22 protein-coding genes are annotated in these 24289 nt (G+C 42.0%); 19 read left to right on the top strand and 3 right to left on the bottom strand.

Features of this window, described 5'->3' with window-relative positions:
- Positions 1-57 precede the first annotated feature (57 nt).
- The 8 genes from KCX82_RS03415 (at position 58) to KCX82_RS03385 (ending at position 10292) form a co-directional block, all read left to right on the top strand.
- Complete coding sequence (locus KCX82_RS03415; RefSeq protein WP_227017047.1) at positions 58-3060, top strand: methyl-accepting chemotaxis protein; 3003 nt, start codon at positions 58-60, stop codon at positions 3058-3060.
- Between the two features lie 244 nt (positions 3061-3304).
- Entirely contained in the window at positions 3305-3865 is a 561-nt protein-coding gene (locus KCX82_RS03410; protein WP_227017046.1) for a hypothetical protein, read from the top strand.
- 236 nt (positions 3866-4101) lie between these two features.
- On the top strand, positions 4102-4626 hold the full coding sequence (locus tag KCX82_RS03405; RefSeq protein ID WP_227017045.1) for a hypothetical protein: 525 nt from the start codon (positions 4102-4104) through the stop codon (positions 4624-4626).
- 100 nt (positions 4627-4726) lie between these two features.
- Positions 4727-4861, top strand: a complete 135-nt coding sequence (locus tag KCX82_RS22900; RefSeq protein WP_264373183.1) for a hypothetical protein — start codon at positions 4727-4729, stop codon at positions 4859-4861.
- 411 nt (positions 4862-5272) lie between these two features.
- The gene (locus KCX82_RS03400; protein WP_227017044.1) at positions 5273-8674 is read left to right on the top strand and encodes a methyl-accepting chemotaxis protein; all 3402 of its coding nucleotides are present in this window, start codon (positions 5273-5275) and stop codon (positions 8672-8674) included.
- A gap of 218 nt (positions 8675-8892) precedes the next feature.
- The gene (locus KCX82_RS03395) at positions 8893-9087 is read left to right on the top strand and encodes a DUF1858 domain-containing protein (RefSeq protein ID WP_227017043.1); all 195 of its coding nucleotides are present in this window, start codon (positions 8893-8895) and stop codon (positions 9085-9087) included.
- A 12-nt stretch (positions 9088-9099) separates the two neighbouring features.
- The gene (locus KCX82_RS03390) at positions 9100-9726 is read left to right on the top strand and encodes a hypothetical protein (protein ID WP_227017042.1); all 627 of its coding nucleotides are present in this window, start codon (positions 9100-9102) and stop codon (positions 9724-9726) included.
- 14 nt (positions 9727-9740) lie between these two features.
- Positions 9741-10292, top strand: a complete 552-nt coding sequence (locus KCX82_RS03385; RefSeq protein WP_227017041.1) for a hemerythrin domain-containing protein — start codon at positions 9741-9743, stop codon at positions 10290-10292.
- Between the two features lie 52 nt (positions 10293-10344).
- Here KCX82_RS03385 and KCX82_RS03380 read toward each other — a convergent pair whose 3' ends face one another.
- On the bottom strand, positions 10345-11316 hold the full coding sequence (locus tag KCX82_RS03380; RefSeq protein WP_227017040.1) for a helix-turn-helix domain-containing protein: 972 nt from the start codon (positions 11314-11316) through the stop codon (positions 10345-10347).
- A gap of 211 nt (positions 11317-11527) precedes the next feature.
- Here KCX82_RS03380 and KCX82_RS03375 point away from each other — a divergent pair, with 211 nt between their 5' ends.
- The 5 genes from KCX82_RS03375 (at position 11528) to KCX82_RS03355 (ending at position 15964) form a co-directional block, all read left to right on the top strand.
- Positions 11528-12805, top strand: a complete 1278-nt coding sequence (locus tag KCX82_RS03375) for a thiolase family protein (RefSeq protein ID WP_227017039.1) — start codon at positions 11528-11530, stop codon at positions 12803-12805.
- A gap of 4 nt (positions 12806-12809) precedes the next feature.
- Positions 12810-13211, top strand: coding sequence for a Zn-ribbon domain-containing OB-fold protein (locus tag KCX82_RS03370; protein ID WP_227017038.1), 402 nt, complete (start codon positions 12810-12812; stop codon positions 13209-13211).
- 83 nt (positions 13212-13294) lie between these two features.
- A complete protein-coding gene (locus KCX82_RS03365) occupies positions 13295-13528 on the top strand; it encodes an acyl carrier protein (RefSeq protein WP_227017037.1) in 234 nt (77 codons plus the stop codon).
- 90 nt (positions 13529-13618) lie between these two features.
- Positions 13619-14671, top strand: coding sequence for a phosphate acyltransferase (locus tag KCX82_RS03360; RefSeq protein ID WP_227017036.1), 1053 nt, complete (start codon positions 13619-13621; stop codon positions 14669-14671).
- 129 nt (positions 14672-14800) lie between these two features.
- On the top strand, positions 14801-15964 hold the full coding sequence (locus KCX82_RS03355) for a GGDEF domain-containing protein (protein ID WP_227017035.1): 1164 nt from the start codon (positions 14801-14803) through the stop codon (positions 15962-15964).
- A 9-nt stretch (positions 15965-15973) separates the two neighbouring features.
- Here KCX82_RS03355 and KCX82_RS03350 read toward each other — a convergent pair whose 3' ends face one another.
- Positions 15974-16876: a hypothetical protein gene (locus KCX82_RS03350; RefSeq protein WP_227017034.1), complete on the bottom strand. Its 903-nt coding sequence runs from the start codon at positions 16874-16876 to the stop codon at positions 15974-15976.
- Between the two features lie 284 nt (positions 16877-17160).
- On the opposite strand from KCX82_RS03350, the gene KCX82_RS03345 reads away from it, so the two are divergent.
- The 3 genes from KCX82_RS03345 (at position 17161) to KCX82_RS03340 (ending at position 19824) form a co-directional block, all read left to right on the top strand.
- A complete protein-coding gene (locus KCX82_RS03345) occupies positions 17161-19419 on the top strand; it encodes a beta-propeller domain-containing protein (RefSeq protein WP_227017033.1) in 2259 nt (752 codons plus the stop codon).
- 103 nt (positions 19420-19522) lie between these two features.
- A complete protein-coding gene (locus KCX82_RS22895) occupies positions 19523-19657 on the top strand; it encodes a hypothetical protein (protein WP_264373182.1) in 135 nt (44 codons plus the stop codon).
- A gap of 11 nt (positions 19658-19668) precedes the next feature.
- The gene (locus KCX82_RS03340; RefSeq protein ID WP_227017032.1) at positions 19669-19824 is read left to right on the top strand and encodes a hypothetical protein; all 156 of its coding nucleotides are present in this window, start codon (positions 19669-19671) and stop codon (positions 19822-19824) included.
- A gap of 133 nt (positions 19825-19957) precedes the next feature.
- On the opposite strand, the gene KCX82_RS03335 is transcribed toward KCX82_RS03340, so the two are convergent.
- On the bottom strand, positions 19958-22417 hold the full coding sequence (locus tag KCX82_RS03335) for an ATP-binding cassette domain-containing protein (RefSeq protein ID WP_227017031.1): 2460 nt from the start codon (positions 22415-22417) through the stop codon (positions 19958-19960).
- A gap of 163 nt (positions 22418-22580) precedes the next feature.
- Here KCX82_RS03335 and KCX82_RS03330 point away from each other — a divergent pair, with 163 nt between their 5' ends.
- From KCX82_RS03330 to KCX82_RS03320, 3 genes are all read left to right on the top strand, one after another.
- Positions 22581-23297, top strand: coding sequence for a MerR family transcriptional regulator (locus KCX82_RS03330; protein ID WP_227017030.1), 717 nt, complete (start codon positions 22581-22583; stop codon positions 23295-23297).
- Between the two features lie 151 nt (positions 23298-23448).
- A complete protein-coding gene (locus KCX82_RS03325) occupies positions 23449-23598 on the top strand; it encodes a hypothetical protein (RefSeq protein WP_227017029.1) in 150 nt (49 codons plus the stop codon).
- A gap of 59 nt (positions 23599-23657) precedes the next feature.
- Positions 23658-24269 (top strand): glycosyl hydrolase family 18 protein, encoded by a 612-nt coding sequence (locus KCX82_RS03320; protein ID WP_227017028.1) that lies wholly within the window; start codon positions 23658-23660, stop codon positions 24267-24269.
- Positions 24270-24289 lie beyond the last annotated feature (20 nt).

Below are 24289 nucleotides of genomic sequence, written 5' to 3'. Positions count from 1 at the left end.
ACATGTTATCTTTAACGTGAAATGGATCTACGAAAGGATTGCCGGGAGGGAAAGAAAATGAAAGCATATCAAAATCTAAAATTAGGAACAAAACTGCTCTGTGGTTTTTTAATTGTATCTATTTTGTCAGGTGTTATCGGATCAATCGGGATTATAACCGTTTTTCAAATGAAAAAGAGCAATGAAGTATTAATGCAGGAAGCAATTGCTCCCATGAAACAAATTACAGGTATTGTAGATTCTTTTCACCGTATGCGGGTTGTCATAAGAGATGCCATTATCGCCGACTCTATGGAAGAGCGGCTGACAGAAATTGAGAAGGTGGAAACACGCAAAGCTGAAATTGAGGAATTCAACTCACAGATAGCGGACACATGGCGTACGGAAGAAGATAAGGCGCTTTATCAAGCTTATATTGACCATTTAGACACTTTATATCCGCTTTTGGATCAACTGACTGCAGCCGTTAAAAAAGGAGATGTTGAATCGGCCAGGGTCATGATCAAGGATAATTCCAATCTGGGAAAGGCTTTTTCAGATGTTCAGGATTCTATCAATATGCTGGCAGCTCAAAAAGTAAAAAATGCAGATGCAATTTCGAAAGATGCGAGCGACAGCAGCGGACAATCCACTGTTTTAATCATCGGGATGGCATTGGCTGTCGTATTGCTTGGACTGATATTGGGTGTTGCAATAACAAGAATGATCAGTAAACCCATCAATACACTGGTTCAGGCTGCCTCTAGAATATCGGAAGGAGATATTGACGTTGCGGTAGCATCATCCACAAAGGATGAAATTGGAATTCTTACGGAGTCATTCGGCAAAATGATTGAGAACATCAAGCTTCAAGCGGAGTCGGTGCAGAGAATCTCTGCGGGAGATTTATCTTTGGTGGTAAACCCCAAATCCAACAAGGATGTACTTGGAATGAGCCTTGTATCGATGACGGAAACATTACAAAAATTGGTATCGGAAGTACAGGGAGTGACTGAGTCAGCCGTTGAAGGAAGACTGGAGAAACGGGGAAATACGGAAGGCCTTTACGGCGGGTACAAGGAAATTATCACAGGCTTCAATCATACCTTGGATGCCATCGTGGATCCGCTGCAGGTTGCTCTTGCCTATATTGAAAAGATGGCCAATGGTGATGAGCTGGAAGCAATCGAAAACAACTTCCCCGGGCAATATGGCGTTTTAATCCATCATTTAACCATGGTAAGAGAGTCTCTGTATACGCTAATCGATGAGACTGCAAAATTAACCCAGTCAACTGCAAATGGCGATTTGTCCTATCGGGCCGATGTGGGCAAGATTCAGGGCGGATATGCACAGATTGTGGGAGGCATCAACGAGGCGCTGGATTCTGTCGTTGGCCCGCTCAAAGTGGCGGCCGGGTATATCGATAGAATCGGGAAAGGAGAGATTCCTCCTGCTATTACGGATACCTATTACGGCGATTTTAATGATATCAAAGAAAGCATCAATTCCTGCATAGATGGTCTGGGAGGGCTGGTTGAAGGAAGTGACATTCTCAGAAAAATGAGTTTAAATGACTATACGGAAAAAGTACAAGGAGAATATCTGGGCATTTACAATGAGATAAGCCAGTCCACAAATCTGCTGAATTATCGGGTTAATCGTATCATGGACATATTGGATCATGTGGCGTCCGGCGACCTTTCCGATTTGCAGAATATAATAGATGGCGGAAAACGAAGCGAAAATGATCGTGTGGTTCCGACTTTAATATCCTTTATCGAGAGCATTAAGGGGCTGCTGGAGGAGACCAACGAATTGTCCCGCTCAGCAGTAGAAGGCAAGCTTGATGCCAGAGGTGACATGAGCAAGTTCAGCGGTGATTTTGCAATGGTCATCAAAGGAATCAATGACACCCTAGATGCCGTTGTTGCACCTATCGAAGAAGCAACTGCCGTGTTGGAAGAAATGGCAAAAGGCAATCTGCAGATCAAGATGATCGGTGACTATAAAGGGGATCATTCCGTTATGAAGAAAGCCCTGAATGAAACGATTGATAATCTGCAAAGCTATATCAGTGAAATCTCAGATGTGCTGACCGATATCGGCAGCGGCAATTTGAACCTATCTATCACTTCCGATTACAAAGGTGATTTTGTTGAGATTAAGAATTCCCTGAACAATATAATCTCATCTTTGAACCAAATCATGGGTGATATTAATGATGCAGCTGATCAGGTAACCTCCGGATCCAGACAGGTCTCTGACGGAAGTCAGGCATTGTCTCAAGGCTCCACAGAACAGGCAAGCTCTATTGAAGAACTTACAGCATCGATTGCAGAAGTAGCGGGACAAACAAAGCAAAATGCCGTCAATGCAAATCAGGCAAGTGAAATCGTGACAAATGCAAAAGAACATGCAATGACAGGAAATCGTCAAATGAAAGAGATGCTCCATTCAATGGAAGGCATCAGCCAGTCTTCTGCAGACATCTCTAAAATTATAAAGGTAATAGATGATATCGCCTTCCAGACAAATATATTAGCGCTGAATGCCGCAGTGGAAGCAGCCAGAGCAGGCCAGCACGGTAAAGGGTTTGCCGTTGTGGCAGAAGAGGTTCGAAGCCTGGCGGTCAGAAGTGCGGATGCGGCGAAGGAGACAACAGAACTGATTGAAGGATCCATATACAAGGTTCAGGAAGGAACGAGAATCGCCAATAATACAGCTGCAGCTTTGAATGATATTGTAGAAGGTGTGGACCAGGCAGCAAACCTGGTAGGAACTATTGCGGTCGCTTCCAATGAACAGGCATCCGGGATTGCCCAGATCAATAAAGGGATAGAACAGGTTTCACAGGTAGTGCAAAACAACTCTGCCACTGCGGAGCAAAGTGCCGCAGCAAGTGAAGAATTGTCCGGTCAGGCTGAGATGCTGAAGGAAATGGTGAGCAGATTTCAGTTAAGCAATCGAACAGGGGCCCTTGCATCAGCTGCTGCTGAACTGCCGGCAGGCAAGGTCTCGATAACAGATGATTTTAGCATGAAAATAGACTTAACAAGCAGTACATTTGATAAATATTAAAAAACAGGCAAACTGTTGCTTGCTTTCAATCTTCCTTAACTCCAGCGAAAACTCTCAAGCCTTTCAAATAAGGTTTGAGAGTTTTGCTATTCTCGTCCGGGAACTGATTTTTTCAATTCTTTTCAACCAAATATTTTTGCTGCCCCATTTTTTTGATAGAACGTTACGAAAGTATTAGGTGACCTAAAAGTAAAGACTGTAGCAATTCGATCGAGTAAACATAAGAGTTTCTTCCGCCATTGTTATGAGAAAGGATGCAGTTAACATGATAGGTACTTCTTTTACAGCAATATTATGGGGATTAGGTGTGACAATGATCTCAGGCGATTTGATTCATAAAAAGCAAGCTTCAAAAAAAAGAGGGCTAAATAAAAATAATGAGATAGAACATTACCTGAAAAAATTAAACAGACAAATTGTAAAGTTATCTAAAAAATATGAAAAAGAATTATATCTCATAAACTTTCATTATGATAATGATTCCATTATCCTAAAAGAAGTCTGGTCTGCAATGATTCTATGTGTCAATTCTACTTTATCTCTTTTTCCCTATCAAACGAATCAGAAAGAACATCAAATAGAAAAATTCAGAACCTATGAAGAATTCTTCCAAAAGTATGACAAAACAATCTCAAAATATGAGGTGTTTTATAACGATTTTTATTTTGAGGAATTTAATATTGTAAAAAATATATGTCACTTAATAGGACAGGCTTTAAAATATAATATATTAATTTCGAATTCGAAACATCCAATGTCACTGGTGTGCAGAGCTAACAATCTCATCAGAAACAAACATACCTAAGCAATATCCTCCTGGGCAATCGAATACTCGTTTTTTGATAAGCAAAAGTGGCGTCAGCCACTTTTTTCTATCTAACAGAAAATATTTTTTTCTGATTTTTATTCTTCTGGTGTAAAATATTTGAAATTAGAAGTTGATATTATTGGAAAATAGCGATAATATTAGACTATCAGATAAAATCATGTTAGATTTATAGAGTAATTTACTATGCAAATGTTAAAAAAATGGGGGATAACATGGGATTACATAACAATAAACATAACAATAATGGCGGAACCGAGGATTTTGCAGAGGATATGTTTGAAACGATTTTGTATTATGCGAAGGAAAATAATAAGGCTTTCAGAAAAAATATAGCCAGGGATTACCATGTGACCCTATTTGTTACTTTCTTTCTGATTTACGGAATCGACCTTGTAAACTACTTTTTGTTAAATAAGTATGGTGAAAATAACAAAGAAGTATCTGCAAAGCTTTTTTCATTAATGAATGAAAGGATTCATTACAGTTTTTCGAAGGAAGAAGCAGAATTGCTGAATGACTGTATTTCTGTTATGGAAGATAAAATTTTGGAAGCATTGACATTACCATTTGAAGACGCAGTGAATAATCCTTTTTATGAACTGTCCGTCTACATTCCTTCTATAATAGACATCAGAGATCATTACGACAAACAATATGCAAACATGTTGCTTTTTAATTGTCTGGGAGAAACATTTTCCGGTATTGGAAAAATTGTTGCAGAACGGAAATTAACTTAAGTGTAAACAGGGAATCTTGCATTTGCTATCCATAAATGCCAAATTATCATTGTAATAGTATATCTGAAAGGACAAATACTATTACAGGAGGTGATAATAGATGGGTAAGAAGAAAAACAAAGACTTGAAAAATAGTCGGAAAAACAATACTCAGTGCAGCAGCACTAATAATTTACGAGATGTAAACGAGGATGTAAGAGATATCAGAAAGAATTTCAAAATCGGATTGTCGTAAATCGAATTAAGGTTATCATTTTCAGAGTCAAAACCTTCAAAAACATTTTTCTGTTTTTGAAGGTTTTTTGTTTTATAACACTTATCGGGGTTCTTTTCTTTGCAGTACTATCACGATGAGGAAAACAGCAATTTTAAATATTGGATAATATTACCTGTGAAAATTCCTGCTAATTTGCTTAAGTTACAGATGTAAATTTCGATAATTAATTACAAGCTCATAAGGAGGGGTAACAAGTAGCATTTAAAGAAGAACATAAAGGAGGTGACCGAATTGTATAAAAAAAATGTAAATGGATCAGTTTGGGGGCAGAAAAATCAAAAGGGGAAAGGCTGCAAAGGCCAGCGTAATTGATGAAAAGGGAATTTATAACCGGAAAGGAAGACTAAAATGTTAAAAAATATAAGCCTTATGAAGAAGATTCTTGTTTTTATCGGAATCCCTATTGCACTTGCATTTTGTATTACCGCATTCATCACACTAAATTCGGTGAATCATTCCGTATCGAAATTAACCACCAATGAATTATCAGCCAGATCGCATTCAACCGCAAACGAAATAGAGATTCTTTTTACGAAATATTTGGAGATAGCCAATCAAATGGCTGCCAACAGTCAGATAGAAGATCTCCTTTTGAGGACTGCGCCTGGCATGGTGATCACTTCTGTTGAGGGGTTTCCCCAGGTGAAAAAAACCCTGGATAATGTAAAAGCAACGAATGATGATGAGATTATGGTTTCCTGGATTGCAGATGTTGATTCAAGCCAATTTACACAATCAGACGGCTATGTGTCAGGAGCAGACTATCAAATTACGGAAAGATCATGGTACAAGGATCTCGTAGAAAAAAAATCAGTTTTTATTACAGAGCCTTATGAAGATACCGTAACAAAGAGCATTATCGTCAGTGTTGTAGCTCCGGTATTTAAGAAAGGAACCCAGGAAATAATCGGTGCGGCCTGTATTGATGTATCCATTGATCCCATTAGAGCAATGCTAAAGGAACAGACTATCGGCAAAACAGGATTCTTTATTTTAACTACCGGAAGCGGTCAGATTTATTACCATCCCAATGAAGAACTCATAAATCAGAATGTCGCTGATGCGGATCTGTCGGAAAACATAGAAGATGCATTTTTAAAGAAAACAAAAGGTGATATCACCTATACAATGGGGAAGGAAAAAATTCATGGTTATGTGTCCCCCGTTGGAAACACGGGCTGGGTAGTTGCGTCCGGATTACCGGATAAAGAATTCGGCGGTACCTACGATGCTGTAAGGATTACTATTTTAGGTATTTTTGGTCTGGCACTTATCATTATTATCGTGGTCCTTTATATGGTTTCAAGAAGAATCGTGAATCCGCTGAAAAAGGTCGTTTACATGATTGAAGAAATGGGGAAAGGTCATTATAAAGAGCGCTTATCCGTAGATTCACATGATGAGATCGGGCATATGGCAGAAATTATGAATGCGTTCGCAGACAAGCTGCAGTCAGATTTAATAGGTACCTTAAACAAAATCTCTCAAGGGGATGTCAGTGCAAATCTAAAGGCCGTAGATGATAAAGATGAAATAACACCTGCACTGATCAAAACCACGGAAACCCTCCGAAGCTTGAACAGCGAGATTAAGAGCCTTATTCATGCAATTACGGAAGGGAAGCTGGACACTAGAGGAAAAGCCGATTTATATTCAGGAACCTGGAAAGAGCTGCTGACCGGTATCAACGGATTAGCCGATGCTTTTACGGCCCCAATCAATATTACAGCAGAATATGTAAACAGAATCAGCAAGGGAGATATCCCTCCCAGAATTACGGAAGAGTACAAAGGTGATTTTAATGAAATAAAGATCAGTCTCAATACCTGTATGGATGCTATAGGAGAACTGGTTGCGGATACCAAAATGCTGTCAGAAGCGGCTATTAACGGCGACTTCCTGAAAAGGGCAGATCTGGAGAAGCATCAGGGGGACTTTAAAAAGGCGATCCAGGGCATTAATGATACGCTGGATGTGGTTGCCGATAAAGCCGTCTGGTATATGGCCATTATCGATGCGATACCTTTCCCGATACATGTTACAGATGCCAATATGAAATGGACATACCTGAACAAAGCCTTTGAAAAGCTTATGATCCAACAAGGCGTTATCAAGAATCGTGAGTCGGCCTATGGAATGGATTGCTGTAATGCCGGAGCAAATATCTGCAACACGAAGGGTTGCGGTATCCGTCAGCTTGTGGATGAAGGAAAGACGGAAAGCTTCTTCGAATGGTGCGGAAAGAGCAATAAGCAGGATACCGCTTATCTGAAAGACCGAAGAGGCGAAAAGATCGGATTTGTGGAGGTTGTGACAGATTTAACACCGATCATAAGAGTTGGAAACTATACCAGGAATGAAGTACATAGACTTGAAAAGAATTTAAAGCTGTTGTCAAGCGGTAACCTTGATTTCGATCTCAACATAGAAGCTGCCGATGAGTATACGACAGAAGTCGGTGAGCAATTTAAAGCCATTGGGCAGAGTATTGCAGAAGTAAAAAAAGCGGTGGGTTCGCTCATTGATGATGCTGCAATGATGACCACTGCAGCAGTAGAAGGAAATCTGAAGAACAGGGCTGATGTCGGCAGACACGGTGGTGAATTCGCAAGGATTATGGAAGGTTTCAATAAGACTCTGGACGCAGTCATCGCCCCTGTTGAAGAGGCTTCGGCCGTGCTGAAGGAAATTGCAAAAGGCAATCTTCATGTAACCATGGACGGCAATTATAAGGGTGACCATGCGGAGATCAAGGATGCGCTAAACGATACCGTAAAAAATATATTGAGCTATGTAAGCGAGATCTCTAATGTTCTTTCAGAAATCGGAAACGGGAACCTGAATATCGCCATTACGGCAGACTATAAAGGAGACTTTGTTGAAATTAAAAACTCTCTGAACAATATCGTTGAATCATTAAATCAAGTAATGGGAGAACTCAACGAGGCGGCACAGCAGGTTTCCTCAGGCTCCGTTCAAGTATCCCTTGGAAGCCAGACACTCTCCCAGGGTTCCACCGAACAGGCGAGTGCGATACAGCAGCTGACGGCATCCATAGCGGAAATCGCAACGCAAACGAAACAGAATGCAATGAATGCCAATGAAGCCAATGAATTGGCTACAGACGCCAGAGAGAATGCCGAAAAAGGCAATGAACAAATGAAGGGAATGCTGAATTCCATGATAGAAATCAATGAATCTTCAACGAATATTTCAAGAATCATTAAAGTCATTGATGATATTGCATTTCAGACCAACATCCTTGCACTGAATGCGGCGGTAGAGGCAGCCAGAGCCGGGCAGCATGGCAAAGGCTTTGCGGTGGTAGCAGAAGAAGTCAGAAACCTGGCAGCCAGAAGCGCAGATGCGGCAAAGGAAACCACGGTATTGATAGAGGGCTCTATTAACAAGGTACAAACAGGAACAAGGATCGCCAATGATACGGCAGCAGCTTTGAATGATATCGTGATCGGTATTGAAAAGGCCGCCAACCTGGTAGGAAACATCGCCACTGCATCGAATGAGCAGGCAACGGGTATCGCCCAGGTCAATAAGGGAATTGAGCAGGTATCTCAGGTTGTTCAAAACAACTCGGCTACGGCTGAAGAAAGTGCAGCGGCAAGTGAGCAGCTATCCGGCCAGGCAGAGATCCTGAAGGGCATGGTAGGAAGATTTAAGCTGAGAAAAAACAATCACAGCCATATGCTGCCCCAGCCAAATTCCGGTGCCCACCAAATCATGCTTGGGACTGACGAATTCAGCAAGTACTAAAGGAAGAATCATTTTCTGAACCGTTAAAAGCCTCCCGGTTATGTGAAATAAACACATAGCCGGGAGGTTTTGGTTGCGTTTCATTGAGCGTTTCTCCGTTTTTCTTTTTTGCATGATGAGAGAAAAGCTGCAAATACTATCAATCAGATATCGTTTCAAAAGTTGAAAATTGACAGGAAGCGAAAATAAAACAAAGAAATACTCAGGAGGAAAATAAAATGATAACAAAAGATACGACTATAGGCGATCTGGTTAGAAAGCATCCGGAAGCGATTCCAATTCTCATGGAATTTGGTATGGGATGCGTTGGATGTCCTTCCGCTCAGGCTGAAACCCTGGAGGAAGCGGCAATGATTCATGGAATTGACATCAATCAACTGGTAGATAAAGTAAATAAAGCAATATCGAAATGAGAGGATAGGTAGATGAGCCTGTTTTTAGGAAAAATTCATTATTGGCTGTATCATAAGATTATTTGGTCAGAAAAAACAGAAGAAGAAATCGTCCGATGGGCGGAGGATCACAATCTCCCGGCAGAAGACTGGGTAAGACAAGGGATTGAGAAGTATGGAGCACCCACAGAAGAAAAGCCGCTGGAAGAGGTCATCGATACATCAAATATTCATGGATGGCTTCAGGAGCGAATCAAAAGCGCCGAACTGCGGCAGGCAGCCCTGATAACCTTAACCCTGGCAGAAGACCCAGACTTTAAGAAGGATCTCCTTGAAATCTATAAGAAACAAGGGGAGGCTGCAGCCTTGGAGTATGGATCTCAGCCTGATTCCCCGGAAGGGATGTACCAGGCTTTCAATGATTTTGTCCTCGAGGGAATGCCCTGTGACAGGGTAAATGAAGCCATATTCGAAGACAGCAATGAATATGTCTGGAAGACCAATACATGCATACACACTCCGTACTGGGATGAGGTAAAAGGAGATGTGAACCATTTCTATGATCTCAGAGAAGCATGGGCAGAAGCTTTTATAAAAAAATTAAACCCGGAATTCACCTATGAAAAGACGGATGGTGAACATAGGATTGTAAAATCATAAAGGAGAAGGAAATCATGAACTGTTTGGAATTAATGACAGACGAGCATAAGTATATTAAGAGAATGCTGGTAATCATCCGGAAATATTGCTACAAGATCATAAAAAACGAAGATGTTCAGTATGAAGATTTTTTTTCTTTTATTGATTTTGTAAGAAACTATGCTGATAAGCATCATCATGGCAAAGAAGAGATCCTCTTGTTTGACAAAATGATAGAAGAACTGGGAACACCGGCTGAGAAACTGGTGAAGCATGGCATGCTGGTTGAACATGATTTGGGAAGACTCTATATGCAGGATTTGGAATCCGCTGTAAAACGGGTGATGGGCGGAGAGGATGAGGCCCGGCTTGATGTCATAGCAAATGCAATCTCCTATACGCATTTGCTGTACAGGCATATTGACAAAGAGGACAACGTCGTTTTCCGGTACGCCCAAAACAATATATCAAAGGAAAACCTAGAGGAACTCAATCAGAAATGCGCTGAATTTGAACAGGCGGCGGCAGATAGAGATTTACAGAAAAAGTACATTGATATGGTTGCTGCCTTTGAGGCAAAGGTCTGATTTATAGAAAAAGCGATCCCGCGAAAAGGATCGCTTTTATTTTTGGCCGGGTTCAGTTATTCAAGTGCCTGTTCTGATACTCTCTGGGTGTAATCCCATATTTCTTTTTAAAAACCTTGCTGAAATGAGCAGAGTCATTAAATCCCCATTGGAAGGCTATTTTTGTTATGCTATCCTTATAGGCATTTAAGTGAATCAATTGCCTGCGGCATTGTTCCAGCCTTTTATCCATTATGAGGTGGCTGACAGACAACCCTTTTTCCGCAAAGAGCAAATGCAGATACCGTGTGGAAATATGAAAGGTACCGGAAATAGAGGATGGACCTAAGTCATGCTGATCTAAATTCTTTTGAATATATTTGACGATATCATCGAAAAGATCCTGTCTGACTTTCGTCATTGGCCGAGAGGTATAGTTGGTTTGCAAACAGGTTGTGATGAGCTCAAGGGTCAGGTCAATTGCGGAATCCCCTAATCGTTTGTCGATGGCATTGACTTCGTTTCCCAATGCTGCAATATGAGACGCAGCTACGGCATGTAAACCACGGCTGAAATCAATATGCTTACCCAGATAGTCATCCACTTGGGGCAATTGTGTTCTCATTCGATCCTGCGGAACCAGAAGGGTGACTTTTTTCGTGGCTGAAAATAGCTTGAATTCAATTGGCTTAGTAGAATCCCAGATCATAAAACTGTCTTTTTTCAGCTCAACCGCCTGACCTTCGTGAAAAACCACTTCCGCACCATCGTATATGTATAGCAGGCCATAGTATTCACCGTCACTCAGATTGACTTCTCTTGAGGTACGCTTTCCGTAACAGGGCTCGCAGTCGCAGCATAACAGCCGGATACCTCCTAGATGACGCATTTTTATTTTACCGTAAAATTGTGCGGGGGATGAATTATTCAGCGCCCATTTCAGATGGGAATCACTCAAAGCTGAACACCAGGCTTCAAACTGATCTTGAGGCGCATATTCCAAAGAATTCCATTCCTGCCAAAGTTCTTTTGATTCAAATCTCATTGGGTATCCTCCTGTCTTTTAAAAATAGGAAATAGTTCCCTTTCATTATAAAAATACTTCTCTGACAGACAAGATATGTATATTTCATGAAGTTAAAATTTAAGTAAATCAGAATTTGGCTGTTGCAAGCAAATTCTATCATTACACTGTGGGAATGTCAATGAATGAATCCAACAGGGTAGAGAACCGAACCATTGAGAGGAGGAAGAGGATGAAAAACAAACTCAAAGAACCGGTGTACATTTTAGGAGTCGGATGTACCAGATTTGGAAATCTATTGGAAACACCTGAAATCAAAGGATTGACTCTTCAGGAAATGGCCGCGGAAGCGGTAAAAGAGGCATTGGAAGATTCCGGAACTGATCCGGGAGAAATTGATGCAATCTTTGTAGGAAACGTCACAATGCATACTTCAACCTTGCCTGCCACCTATAGCCAGATCGCCAAGTGGACAGGAATGCAGTTCAAGGCAGGGGTTCATTTTGACGGGGCCTGCTCTACGACAAATATCGGCATCACCTTAGGGGCTATGGGAATCGCATCCGGGGTGTACAGAAAGGTCCTCGTCGTCGGCCTGGAATCAACATTAAGCCAGCCGAAAAAGCTGAGCCCCTTCGACAGGGAGACAATCCCTACGGAAGAAATGTGGCTCTGGACGGACTATTGCGTAAACCAGGCATATTCAGTCCCTCAGGGGTATGATATTTTCCCCAGCTATAACGGTATCATTGCACAGGCTTACTGCAAAAAATACGGATACACCATTGAAGAATTCGAAAAGGGTATGTATGAGCTCTGCAGAACAAGGAGACTTCATGGATCCATGAATAGAAAGGCGATCATTCAGGAGACGTTGGAAGACGAAGCGAAGCGCTTCGGATTTGATGATCCCTACGCCTTCTGGTTATCCAATTATAATCCTTTCCTGGCCTGGCCTTCAAGACTCAGGAGCGCTGTTTCCGCAGCGGACGGTGCTTCCGCTATCGTAATCAGCAGTGAAGAGGGCATCGGGAATGCGCCTAACCTGCCTGTCGAGGTAAAGGGCTGGGGAGTTACCATCAGTGACCTGCCATGGTATGAAGAAGATCCCACTTATATGCATTATGATACCTTGTCCTTTGAGAAAGCCTTTGATATGTCAGGAATTACGGCTGCGGACATCGATTACCTCCATGTTCATGACTGTTCTCACATTTCCAGTATTTGCACCGCGGAATTATGCGGATATCTGCCAAAAGGGGAAGGTCTGAAATACGCAGAAGCAGGGAGATTACGGTTCGATGGCGACCGTCCGATGAGCACACATGGAGGCCGCCACGCTTTCGGGCATGCCTGGGCTGCCAGTGCAGGAGCCGATACCTATGAAGCTGTGAAGCAGATGCGGGGATTATGCGGGGAAAGACAAATCAAGAAGATCCCGGATATATCAGTGATCCATACCCATGGATACGCAATGGTCAGCACCGTCATGGTCTATGGAAGGAGGTAACGGTATGCAAAAGTCAATCATAAGAGGATATTATGAAGATCTGGAGCAAAAGAAACTAATCGGTAAAAAGTGCAGAAAATGCGGCAAAATCACCTTTCCGCCCACCGCGATCTGCGAGCATTGCGGAAGCAGAGAGATCGATGCCTTTGAGCTGTCGGGTGAAGGAGAGCTTCTCTTTGTCTCCCATAGCATGGCACCGCCTCCAAATCCCAGATTTAATAAAATCGCTCCCTATGCCTACGGCCATGTTCGTCTGCAGGAAGGAGTTTTTGTACAGGGTATCATTACCGGTGTAGGAATCGACCCGGAGAGTTTACTGGAATTTTACCAGAAGTGCCCCGTCAAAGTGGTCCCTGATATTATTGAAGCGGAAGGTCTCTCTATCCTGGCTTTCAAAATTAAATGAGGTGACGGTACAACCAGATAGGAAGGAGAAAGAAATAATCCAATCACTTAAAAATTAAGATAATTGGATTATACGTGTTTATCATGACGAAAATCGATCAAGAGGTAATGGAGATTGTTGCACAGGTAGCCAGAAAAAATACGGAAGAGCTTTGCCCGGAAACAAGGCTTGCAGAAGATTTAATATTGAAATCAATGAGCAGAATTGAGCTGGCTGCGCTGCTGTGTGATAAATTTAAAATTTCCTTGAACAACTTTGAAATCCGTATGCCGAAAACCGTTGAAGAAGTGATTCAACTGGTAAATAGCAAGCTATAAGCTCTGCATAGTAAGGTAGTAAAGTGAAGATTGGGATGGGCAGGGATGGTTCCGTGCCCGTCTCATTTTACAGAAGGAAAGGAGCTTTCTATGGATCTGGTAAGCCGCTTAAAAGCTGAAGCGAAGAAGAATGTAAAGACCATTGTTTTTCCAGAGGGGGAAAACCCTGCAATTATTCAAGCCGCTGTAAAAATGCAGAAGGAAGGTCTGGCGGATCCCATTTTGATCGGCTCCGTTCAAAGAATAAAGGAAATCATGAAGGATCTGCTTTTAAAAAACGACCCTGTAATGAAAGACACGATAAAAGACCTGGCTGCGAAAGGCCTGGCTGTGAAAGAACTGGTTACGAAAGACCTGGTCATCATTGACCCGGTAAAGAATGAATTGCTGCCCGATTATATCGGCAAATATTGCGAAGAACGCAAGATGCCGGAAGCTGCAGGAAAGCGCATTATCTCCCAGCCGCTGTACTTTGCGGCCATGATGGTAAAAGAAGGAGCTGCTATGGGCATGGTAGCAGGAATTGATCATCCGACGGAAGAGGTCATTATGGCCAGCGAATTAATCTTTGGACTACAGGAAAACATCAGTGTCCCGTCCAGTTTTTATTTGCTGGAGATTCCAAATTGGGAAGGTGCTCAGGGAAACATGATCATTTTTTCCGACCCCTCCATGAACCCTGACCCCAATGCTGCGGAATTGGCTGACATTGCCTGCACTACGGCTCATAGTGCCCGGACACTTCTGGGATGGGAGCCAAAAGCAGCTCTTCTTTCATTTTCTACGAAGGGAAGCGGCGACCACCCTTGCGTTACAAAAATACAGAACGCCGTAGAACTCTTGAAACAAAGAAATTGCGATTTTCTTTTCGACGGAGAGCTTCAGGCGGATGCAGCGATCAATCCGGCAATCGGTAAGAAAAAAACCGGCGGGGCTGGTCAGGTGGCAGGTTTTGCAAACATTTTAATCTTTCCGGATTTAAATGCCTGCAATATTTCTTCGAAATTAGTGCAGCAGATGGCCGGTGCAAAATGCTACGGACCCATATTGCAGGGTTTTCGATTTCCGGTTAGTGATTTGTCCAGAGGGGCATCCGTTGATGATATTATCGGAAGTACACTCTTAACCGCCGCAGCAAAGTAGTAAAATTTGCCGGACATGTATACCCGGTGCTCCTGTTGACAGCCGTCGATTTAGTAGATAAAATGTTAGAAAGGGATAACCTTTCCGTTACGATTGGATTGTTGGGGATAAGAGTACTGGGTGAATTGCATGAACCTTTTTTTGAGAATTGACACGAATGTGATAGCAATGATTTTGCTTGGAATTGTAATATTTCTGGCCTATCATCGTCTTGATCGTGAAGAAGAGATGAATAAAGTCTTTCTGCGAGTTTCCTTGATCATTGTGGTAGAACTTTTTTTCGAAACTGCCACTTGTATGATAAATGGAAAACCGGGGACTTGGAGTTACGTGATATCCAATATTTTACACATCTGCTTATTTGTCGGAGCTCCCATCTTGACCTATTTCTGGTATCGCTTCATCTATAGCTGGATTCTTCCGGAAAAAGCATCCTATTTAAGTTTTAAGTCCTTTTTGATTCTTCCGGTTTTAGTGAATGCGGTGATCTCCGTACTATCACCTTTTTATGGATTTGTATTCAGTATTGACCCCTCGAATAATGTTTATCATCGGGGATCTTTATTCATTCTTTCGGCAGTTATCATTTACTTCTATATCGTATATTGTCTAGGGCTGGTCATAAAGCACAGAAAACATTTTATAAAACATGAGTTTTTTCCGATGGTGATTCTGGGGATATTGCCCATGGTCGGGGGGATACTCCAAACGCTCTTTTATGGGGTCCTCTTAATGTGGAGCAGTACGGCCTTTTCTCTGGTAGTGGTATATAATTTTCTCCAGCAAAGGATGATTCATCTGGATGAATTAACAGGCGCGTGGACAAGAGGTTCCTTTGATTATTACATATCCCAAAGAATAAAGTATCAGGAAAAAGACCGATTCGGTGTAATCTTTATTGACTTGGACGGCTTAAAAAGAATCAACGATGAATTTGGACATTGCGAGGGTGATTCGGCAATCAAAACCTCTGTGGAACTGATTAAAGCAGCAATCAGCAAATCCGATATTTTGATTCGATTTGGCGGAGATGAATTCCTGATCATTGTAAATTGTGATAAAGTTGAAGTACTAAAGCAAAGAATCAAAGCGATTCAGCTTTCTTTTCAGAATTTCGGCAAGAATGCCGACCAAAAATATCTGTTGGATTGCAGCTTTGGAGCGGATCTTTACAGCTCAAAGTTTTCCAGCATCGAACAATTTCTGCATCATGTAGACAGCATCATGTATAAAAATAAAAAGGCAAAACAACAAAAGGAGAATTTCTCTTCCTGGGAAAACCTCATGGAGTAAGAAGCTCATTTAAAACTTGTTTGTCATTTCTGATACAAGCTCATCTACATGTTTCATAAAAGCCATTCTTTTATCCGATTCGTTGTAGGTATACGGTGCTTTAAAGTGCTTCGACTCTAATTCGGCACGAAACGTTTTCACTGTTACGGCAGTATCAAGATCAGGGTATGTTGCAATAAAATAATCAAAAGCTTCCACGAATCCCGGATCTACTTTATTGGTGTCATAGAGAACCAAAGGGGTATTATCCAGACCTCCCAGGAAAGCCCGCAGATAAAAATTGTATTGACGGATGACTTTATCCTTCAATATGGATTCGGGGTACGTATGTATGTATTGTTCAGCCATTGCAATTCGGTCGGCCAAATCTGTAAGCGGAATGATGATTCCGGCATCGATAGCCCAAGGCTCCTCGGAATCCAAAATCATAAATTTGCTGTAATCTGAAATTTCAGGAGATACCATTTCGGTATAGGCTTCAAGAAAATGATAGTCAATGATTGCAGTAATAAAGCCTTCTACATGGATAAACTTAAAACCGGCATTCTTAAAGGTTTGATAGACTTTCATAGTATCTGAATCCTGTATGGAGCTTTCATCTATCGTCCAGGTATCATAATCGAAATAGTCTTTCAGACTCTGCATCTGCTTCTCATATCCGGGGAAACCATTATACATAAGCGATTCCATATAATTCAAATATTCCAAAACCAACGCGTCGGCTGTTTTGAGGCCGGCATTTTGAATTTCATGATCCAAATAATCTTTCACTTTAAATGGTTCATCCGTCTGCGCAATCAGATTTTGGAACTCCTGTAATTGCTTTTCGTTTACAGACACATCGTCCTTTTGCTTCACGCATCCGGTAAATACAAGTGCTATTATCAAGAATAGCAGGATCCGCTTCTTCATGATACCCTCCTTCTCTCCATACAATTTGATGGCTTTGGTAATACGAACTTCATTTTTTGTTTCGCTGCAGTTTCGCCTTTGAATGATGCTATCGTATCGAACTGCACTGCAAAGGTCAAGTTACAAATATATTTCATGCGCCTTTGAAGGATGGAACTTTGTGGAAGCTCCTTACGTCTTATATGGTAGTTGGTTAACTTTGGAATAAACGGAGAAATAATTAGAGCTGCAGCGGCTGGATGAAGCAGGCTCTACTTATGAATATTTGAAAGGAGTACGAAAAAATGATGAAAAAGACCATGTATACCTCCTTGGCTGTTTTGCTTATATTTCTGCTGCTGGGAAGCATCTTAGCTTTCGCATCGAATGGGGCACAAACGACGGATCAGGCAATCTTTCTTCATGTTGGAAGCCCTTTGCTGCTGGATCAGGGAGAAATAAAAACACTTGATTCGGAGAATCCGGATGTGGCTGCTACTGTAGTGCAATCACACACGCTGCTGCCCCTAAGGGCCCTTTCGGAATATTTTCAGGCCAAGGTTGCTTATCAAGCGGATACACGGGAAGCAATCCTCGAGATCCATGGAAAGCAGTATGCCTTTCCGATCAATCAGAAGCAGTATTATGTCGTAGAGGGCGGAAACCGGAAAGCTGTTGCCATGGATTCCAAAACCGTAATTTTAAACCAGCGAACCATGGTTCCGATACGGGTTATCTGTGAAGATATATTGAATCTCAAGGTGTCCTATTATGACAGGGTTATCGCCATTGCTGAAAAGGAGATTGATCTGCAAGGAAACAAGGAGCTGGTGGCTGCGGTCAAGTCGAAAATCGGTACAGCGATAAAAGCACCGAATTTGAAAGAATTAAAGATTGCGCTGCATGGCAGCCAGCTAACCTTTACCAGTGAGTCTGAAATAAGCACGGCTCAAAATGATATGGCAGAGGCAAAGGAAGCTGCTCCGTCAATGAATACTGCAGATCAGGGAAGCCAATATTCTGCAACAAACACCCAGGTGGAAGGAGTAGATGAGGCAGACATCGTGAAAACCGACGGCAAATATCTCTATATAGCCGGAGGGAATGCCATCCGCATTGTAGGAGCAGACCGGGGGAAGCTCAGTGACGATGCCATGATCAGAATGGCTGAGAGTAAATATATCCAGGAAATTTATGTTGATAAAGACAGGCTGATATTGCTGGGGAATCGATCGGAGCCTATGCAGATTTATCCGGATATGTTGCCATATTCCGTGAAAGAGGATTCCTTACGGATGATGCCCCCATTTTATCGATCCCAAAATTATAGCTTTATCGATGTTTATGATATATCAGATCCAAAACGCCCTGTATTTGTAAAAGGGCATGAAATGGAAGGTCTCTATCAAACCAGCCGGAAACAGGAAGATGTTGTATATATGATCACCAATACCAGCCTCTATGGGGATATCCTGCTGCCCATGATGCGGGATACGGTAACGGGAACAGAACCTGTCAGCATGAAGCTTGACGATGTGATGATTCTGCCCTCCATGCCTTCTCCAGGATATATTGTAGTTTCCGCTTTAGATATTCAGAACCAGGAAAAGACAGAAGTGGAGGCTGTGGCAGCCTGGGGTTCTATTACGTATATGAATGATCATGCTCTCTATCTGGCATCCAATGCTTATGACGGAACTACCATAACAAAGCTTCAAATAAATGGTACAAAGGTAGGATATGCCGGGTCGGGGAAGGTAAAGGGAACTCTGTTAAATCAATTTTCCATGGATGAGTATGACCAGCATCTTCGCGTGGCAACCACTGACTGGAATAACGATAACGGTTTGTATATATTAGACGGTTCCATGAATGTATGCGGATCGATAGCGGGGCTGGCCGAAAATGAGAGAATTTATTCAGTCCGATTTATGGGAGACCGGGGGTATGTCGTAACCTTCCGAAATATGGATCCGCTCTTTGTTTTTGATCTTTCCGACCCGACATCGCCGAAGCTTACCGGAGAGCTGAAGATTCCGGGGTTCAGCAATTACCTGCACCCGGTTGGGGAGGATTTGCTTTTGGGAATCGGAGCAGAAACCTATGAGATTTACAGAAAAGATGAAAACGGCAAAGATGTAGTTATCGGAAACCAGCAGGGAGGAATCAAATTATCCTTGTTTGACGTATCGGAACCAAACAAGCCGAAAGAGATTTCTAAACTGGTTTTGGGAGACTCGGGAAGCTATACGGAGGCCTTCTACAACCATAAAGCGGTTATGGTGGATCAAAGCCGAAAAAATATAGCGTTTGAAGCCACGGTCTCCGGATTGCAGAAAACAGGCGAGTATAAGCAGGGTGCCGCTATTATAGGCTATGATGATAAAAAAGTAGCATTAAAAGGATTTTTAGACTTCAAACCCATGGAGACATTTGGGAAATATGTTCCTTATGCAAGACGAGTTCTCTATATAGGTGATGAGCTTTACTACATTCAGGATGGTCGAATCACATCCTATCAATATGAAAACCTGACACCGATTCAGAGCATCGAACTGCAATAATACCGCCTATTTGTTTTGCATCTTGCTGAATCTTGCATATTACGGCCGGGAAGAGAAATACTAGATAGGGAAGCTAAATAAAATAATCGTGAGGAGGCCGCCAATGACAAAGGACAGTCAGCCGGATAATAAACAGGCAAGAAAAGAAAAAGCAAATAATCAGACGCCGATCACTCGTGAAAATCAGAACCAAAATAGGAATGCAAAAAAGCAATCTATTAAAAATAATGATGTTTAGGGGTGAATACAATGGCAAAAGCAGGTATGAGAAGACCGGATCCTAAAGATCCGCATGGTACGGAAAGTAATCACAAATTGCATATCCCTAAAAATGATGCACCGCCGGTACCTGAAATTCAAGGGAAAGCAAAATATGGACATAAAAAAGCCGATGATAAAGAATAAGTGTGCAGAGAATGATGACCGTGTGCATAGGGACACATTCTGAACCATAGGATTTTAGTAAGGCAGACAGTAGATTTAGCTGTCTGCCTTTGCTGTTCTCCGGCTATTTTTGATCGTTGTATAGATGACAACTTTATAGCGCGATATATTTCGCCGTTATTGATTGATCACAGTGTTTTAATTCTTGAGGAGTTCCTTCAAACATAATTTGTCCTCCATTTACCCCACCCTCCGGGCCAAGGTCTATGATCCAGTCGGAGGCTCTAATCACCTGTTGATTGTGCTCTACTACAATAACCGAGTTCCCTGAATCTACTATACGATTCAAGAGCGTGAGGAAATTCTCAACGTCTACCGGATGCAGGCCGGTTGTGGGCTCGTCCAACAAATACAAACTGTGCCTGCCGGTATTGTTAATCAGTTCTTTTGCCAATTTTAAGCGTTGTCCTTCACCGCCGGATAACGTCGTCAATGTTTGTCCAAGCTCCAGATAGCCTAACCCCACGTCTTGAAGCAATGACAGAATTCTCTTGATTTTGGGATACGCGTGAAAGGTATACAGAGCATCTTCAACACTCATTTTAAGGATATCTTTTATCGTGTACCCTTCGTACTTTACGGATAAGACTTCGTCATTAAATTGCTTTCCGCCGCAGACCGGGCAGGTTACTTCAATATTTGCAAAAAACAGCATATTGCTGGTCACATATCCCAAACCTTCACAATTTTCACAGCGGCCTCCCGGCGTATTAAAGGAAAAGTGTCTGGCGGAAAGTCCTTTATCACGAGCTTCTTTTAACCCGCCAAAAATTTTGCGGATTTCTGCGTATACCTCCGAATAGGTTGCAACATTGGAACGTTTCATTCGGGTGATTGCCGACTGCTCTATGGTGACAATTTGGTCAAATTGCTCGATTCCGGATACGATATTGCTGGAAGTGTGCTTTTGACCTCTTGCCGCTGCGAGCACTTCAAATACCAACGTAGATTTTCCGGAACCGGATACTCCTGTAACGGAAACGAGACAGCCAACAGGGAAACGAACGTCAATGTTTTTCAAGTTATACAAATTGGCATTTCTAACTTCGATTACATCTCCGGTTCCTTTTCTCAATTGCGGCTCATCCGGCTTGTTTTTCCGCAAGTACGCTCCTGTTACGGAAGTCTCTTGCCTTTTCAGATCAGCTAACGTCCCTGTACCGATAATCTCACCGCCATGTTTCCCGGCGCCGGGGCCGATATCCACGATATAATCGGCTTGTACCATAACGTCAGGGTCATGCTCAATCACGATAACGGTATTGCCCATATCACGCAGATTTTTGAGTATCGCTATCATTCCCTCGGTATCTTTGGGATGAAGACCAATCGTTGGCTCGTCCATAATATAAATGATCCCAGTCAGATCAGAATCCAAAGCAGCAGCGAGTTTTACTCTTTGCATCTCACCGCCTGACAGGGTAATGGTCTGACGGTCAAGTGAAAGATATCCCAGACCTACGTTTACAATTCTTTGAATTTTTGTTTTTAAGTCCACTAAATACGCTTCGACGAGACGGTGTTCGGTATCGCTCATTGAGCTTTCCAGGCTTCGTATCCACCCATATAATTCTTCCAAAGTGAGTGTAGACAGTTCCGGGAGCCGTGTCTCTTTCACCGTTGCACTGCGGCTTAGTTCTCCCAGCCGCTCTCCCATGCAATCCGGGCAAGTGTTGAAATCAAAATAATGATTCAGTTGTTTTGCATCGCCGCCCTTATCGGACATCCGCCTCCAAAGCGTCGGTAGAACACCCTCAAATCTGCCTGCCGCAACGGTCTTTGGTGGTTGAATTTCGGGGAATGCTCGCTTTACATCATCACTTTCGACCCCATTATAAAGAATGGATTTTTGAATATCACTGAAATCCACGATAGGGGTATGATCTTCTATAGGAATGTTATAGTGACGGAAGGCATTGTATAAGGACGAAATTTGATATTCTTTATATTTCTGCTCCCAAAAGTCCACCGCACCGTTTTCCAATGATAAAGATTCGTGCACCGCATGATCTTTATTGATTGTAAGAACCTTTCCCAACCCTTCACAGGTCTTGCAAGCCCCTTCTCTGGTATTATAGGAAAAATGCGTTCTGGTCAGTTTTTCCATCCGGTAATTGCATTGACTGCAATACATAAATACCGTAAAGTCCCCATCCTTTTTTTCGAGTTCTTCTTTACACTCTGCGGCTGATATAACTTCATGGCAGTGGGGACAAGCCCGTAATCCCAGCTTTTCATAGATCATTCGCAGGTCTGTATAAATGTCGGTCAGTGTCCCAACGGTGGAGCGTGGGTTTTTATTCGATTCTGTTTGCGTAATTAATATTGCTGGAGACACGTTGCGAATAAAATCAATTTTGGGTTTATGAATTCCCTGAAGGCCTATTGCCTCTAAATACTGCCTCTGACATTCATTAAAAATAACATCAATGGCCAAAGTAGATTTTCCGGAGCCTGATAATCCGGTAAAAACAACCAGTTTATCGCGGGGTATCTCCAGTGAAATATTTTTTAGGTTTCCTTCTTTGGCACCACTGATTATGATATTAGACATATAATTCCTCCTTGCTTTCTTAACAACCCTTTATCTTCATTATACTACCTTAATGCAATACGTAAACCTTATCGACATAGAACCATTGGAATCACGCATTTATATTGAAAAAAGTTTGAACCTATATTATAATGTTGTCACCATCAGGAAAGGAGACGTCATGATGCGTCCAGTCGATATTTCCCGTAAATTTGGAATCAGCACTGCAACAATACGAAAATATGAGCTGCTTGGACTGACACCTCCCGTATCTCGTTCACACGCGGGATACAGAGTTTTTTCCAGTGAGCATGTCGCATATATCGCCTGCGTCAGAGAGATGCTGCCTGCTTTTAGTTTGATAGAAATCACAAAAATCTTTGAGGCGGTTATGTCAGGAGAAATTGATACTGCCCTATGGATAGCAAACAAAAAGCAAGCAGACTTATATCGGGAAAAACTGATAGCCGAGAAAATAGCGAAAAGTCTCCTTCGTAGAAATGGTCATCAAATCAATGTGAATCGCAAAGAGTTGACTATAAATGATATTAGCCAGGAAACCGGTGTACCTGCCACTACGATCCGTCATTGGGACAGGGTTGGCCTTATATCTGTGAAGCGTTCTCCGGAAAATAACTATCGAATCTTTACAACAGAACATATTAAACAAATCTTAACGATATATGCACTTAAACTTTCTCTTTATTCGAACCACCAAAAATATTCTATTGAACAAATCCGGGAGAGTATGTACTCTTTTGACTACAACGATAAAAACGAAATTTTAACTATGATAACCGCTATAGAGCAACATTTATCAGATATGAACCGGGATCAAATGAAAGCAACATCAGCACTTTTCCATTTATGCGTTCAAGTTGAAACAAACCAATTCGATTAAAATGCACTGGTAACTTAGCATTTCTTTATAAGCAAACCTTCTGTGCTTCTTTTCTTGGAAATTTATGGTTTTTAAAATTTTTCGGAACTTTTTCTCTCTTTCCTCCGTCTATATTATTACAAAAGGTGTTACAAGAACTACGGAGGGGAAAATGAGAACAGGAAATACACTTAAAATAATTACTTTTGCATTGCTCGTTATCGCGTTTATGTCCGCTACGGCATTTGCAGCGGTGGCGCAGCCGTCTTTAACGATGGATGAGAATGTAAAAGTATCCTATGATGAGGAGAAGGTGGAATAAGCAGTTATAAATCACCTGTAGGAGACATATCCTTTAGGATAGGGAGGTGATTACATAAAATGCCTTGGTACAATATTAGGGCTTCACAATACGGATCAATTTTAGTAAATGGTTATGCCTATCCATTCATCCAACAGGGGGTATTGGAAGAGTGGCTTCCGGATTTAACCTATGTTTCATCCTTCAGTTATGGCATTAACAGGGCTGGAGAGCTGATTCCGCCGAATCCGAATGATGAACAATTGCTGCAGACGGCTATGAATAACGGTGTGGCAACACTCTTGGTGCTGACGGCTATGGATGCAGAGGGAAAATTCAGCAGCGAACTGGCTCATCAGGTACTAACGGATCCAGTAGCTCGAGACAATTTGGTAAATAACATTTATACAATGGTAGATGCAAAAAACTTTTACGGGGTAGATTTCGATTTAGAGTTTATTTACGCAGACGATAGGGATGACTATGTCCAACTGGTTTCCCAAACTGCAGCCAGGTTAAATCCGGCAGGTTATATTGTCTTGGTTGCCTTGGCTCCGAAGACCTATACGGAACAGCCGGGACTTCTTTATGAAGGCCACGATTATCAAGGTTTAGGAAGTGCAGCGAATCTTGTTTTACTGATGACTTACGAATGGGGTTATACCTATGGACCCCAAAAGGTAATAATTTAATACCTTTATTTTTTTTTTGT

Origin of the sequence: Sinanaerobacter chloroacetimidivorans, assembly GCF_018128545.1 — a bacterium.
GTDB classification, from domain to species: Bacteria; Bacillota; Clostridia; order Peptostreptococcales; family Anaerovoracaceae; genus Sinanaerobacter; species Sinanaerobacter chloroacetimidivorans.
Note: the sequence above shows the minus strand (reverse complement) of the source record. Positions and strands in the feature narration are given on the sequence as shown.

Coding starts and splice junctions, on each gene's coding strand:
- KCX82_RS03375 (WP_227017039.1), top strand. CDS start 11,528: ATGAAAAACAAACTCAAAGAACCGGTGTACATTTTAGGAGTCGGATGT.
- KCX82_RS03365 (WP_227017037.1), top strand. CDS start 13,295: ATGACGAAAATCGATCAAGAGGTAATGGAGATTGTTGCACAGGTAGCC.
- KCX82_RS03340 (WP_227017032.1), top strand. CDS start 19,669: ATGGCAAAAGCAGGTATGAGAAGACCGGATCCTAAAGATCCGCATGGT.
- KCX82_RS03330 (WP_227017030.1), top strand. CDS start 22,581: ATGCGTCCAGTCGATATTTCCCGTAAATTTGGAATCAGCACTGCAACA.
- KCX82_RS03355 (WP_227017035.1), top strand. CDS start 14,801: ATGAACCTTTTTTTGAGAATTGACACGAATGTGATAGCAATGATTTTG.
- KCX82_RS03395 (WP_227017043.1), top strand. CDS start 8,893: ATGATAACAAAAGATACGACTATAGGCGATCTGGTTAGAAAGCATCCG.
- KCX82_RS03360 (WP_227017036.1), top strand. CDS start 13,619: ATGGATCTGGTAAGCCGCTTAAAAGCTGAAGCGAAGAAGAATGTAAAG.
- KCX82_RS03400 (WP_227017044.1), top strand. CDS start 5,273: ATGAAGAAGATTCTTGTTTTTATCGGAATCCCTATTGCACTTGCATTT.
- KCX82_RS22895 (WP_264373182.1), top strand. CDS start 19,523: ATGACAAAGGACAGTCAGCCGGATAATAAACAGGCAAGAAAAGAAAAA.
- KCX82_RS03325 (WP_227017029.1), top strand. CDS start 23,449: ATGAGAACAGGAAATACACTTAAAATAATTACTTTTGCATTGCTCGTT.
- KCX82_RS03345 (WP_227017033.1), top strand. CDS start 17,161: ATGATGAAAAAGACCATGTATACCTCCTTGGCTGTTTTGCTTATATTT.
- KCX82_RS03415 (WP_227017047.1), top strand. CDS start 58: ATGAAAGCATATCAAAATCTAAAATTAGGAACAAAACTGCTCTGTGGT.
- KCX82_RS03410 (WP_227017046.1), top strand. CDS start 3,305: ATGAGAAAGGATGCAGTTAACATGATAGGTACTTCTTTTACAGCAATA.
- KCX82_RS03405 (WP_227017045.1), top strand. CDS start 4,102: ATGGGATTACATAACAATAAACATAACAATAATGGCGGAACCGAGGAT.
- KCX82_RS03370 (WP_227017038.1), top strand. CDS start 12,810: ATGCAAAAGTCAATCATAAGAGGATATTATGAAGATCTGGAGCAAAAG.
- KCX82_RS22900 (WP_264373183.1), top strand. CDS start 4,727: ATGGGTAAGAAGAAAAACAAAGACTTGAAAAATAGTCGGAAAAACAAT.
- KCX82_RS03380 (WP_227017040.1), bottom strand. CDS start 11,316: ATGAGATTTGAATCAAAAGAACTTTGGCAGGAATGGAATTCTTTGGAA.
- KCX82_RS03390 (WP_227017042.1), top strand. CDS start 9,100: ATGAGCCTGTTTTTAGGAAAAATTCATTATTGGCTGTATCATAAGATT.
- KCX82_RS03320 (WP_227017028.1), top strand. CDS start 23,658: ATGCCTTGGTACAATATTAGGGCTTCACAATACGGATCAATTTTAGTA.
- KCX82_RS03385 (WP_227017041.1), top strand. CDS start 9,741: ATGAACTGTTTGGAATTAATGACAGACGAGCATAAGTATATTAAGAGA.
- KCX82_RS03335 (WP_227017031.1), bottom strand. CDS start 22,417: ATGTCTAATATCATAATCAGTGGTGCCAAAGAAGGAAACCTAAAAAAT.
- KCX82_RS03350 (WP_227017034.1), bottom strand. CDS start 16,876: ATGAAGAAGCGGATCCTGCTATTCTTGATAATAGCACTTGTATTTACC.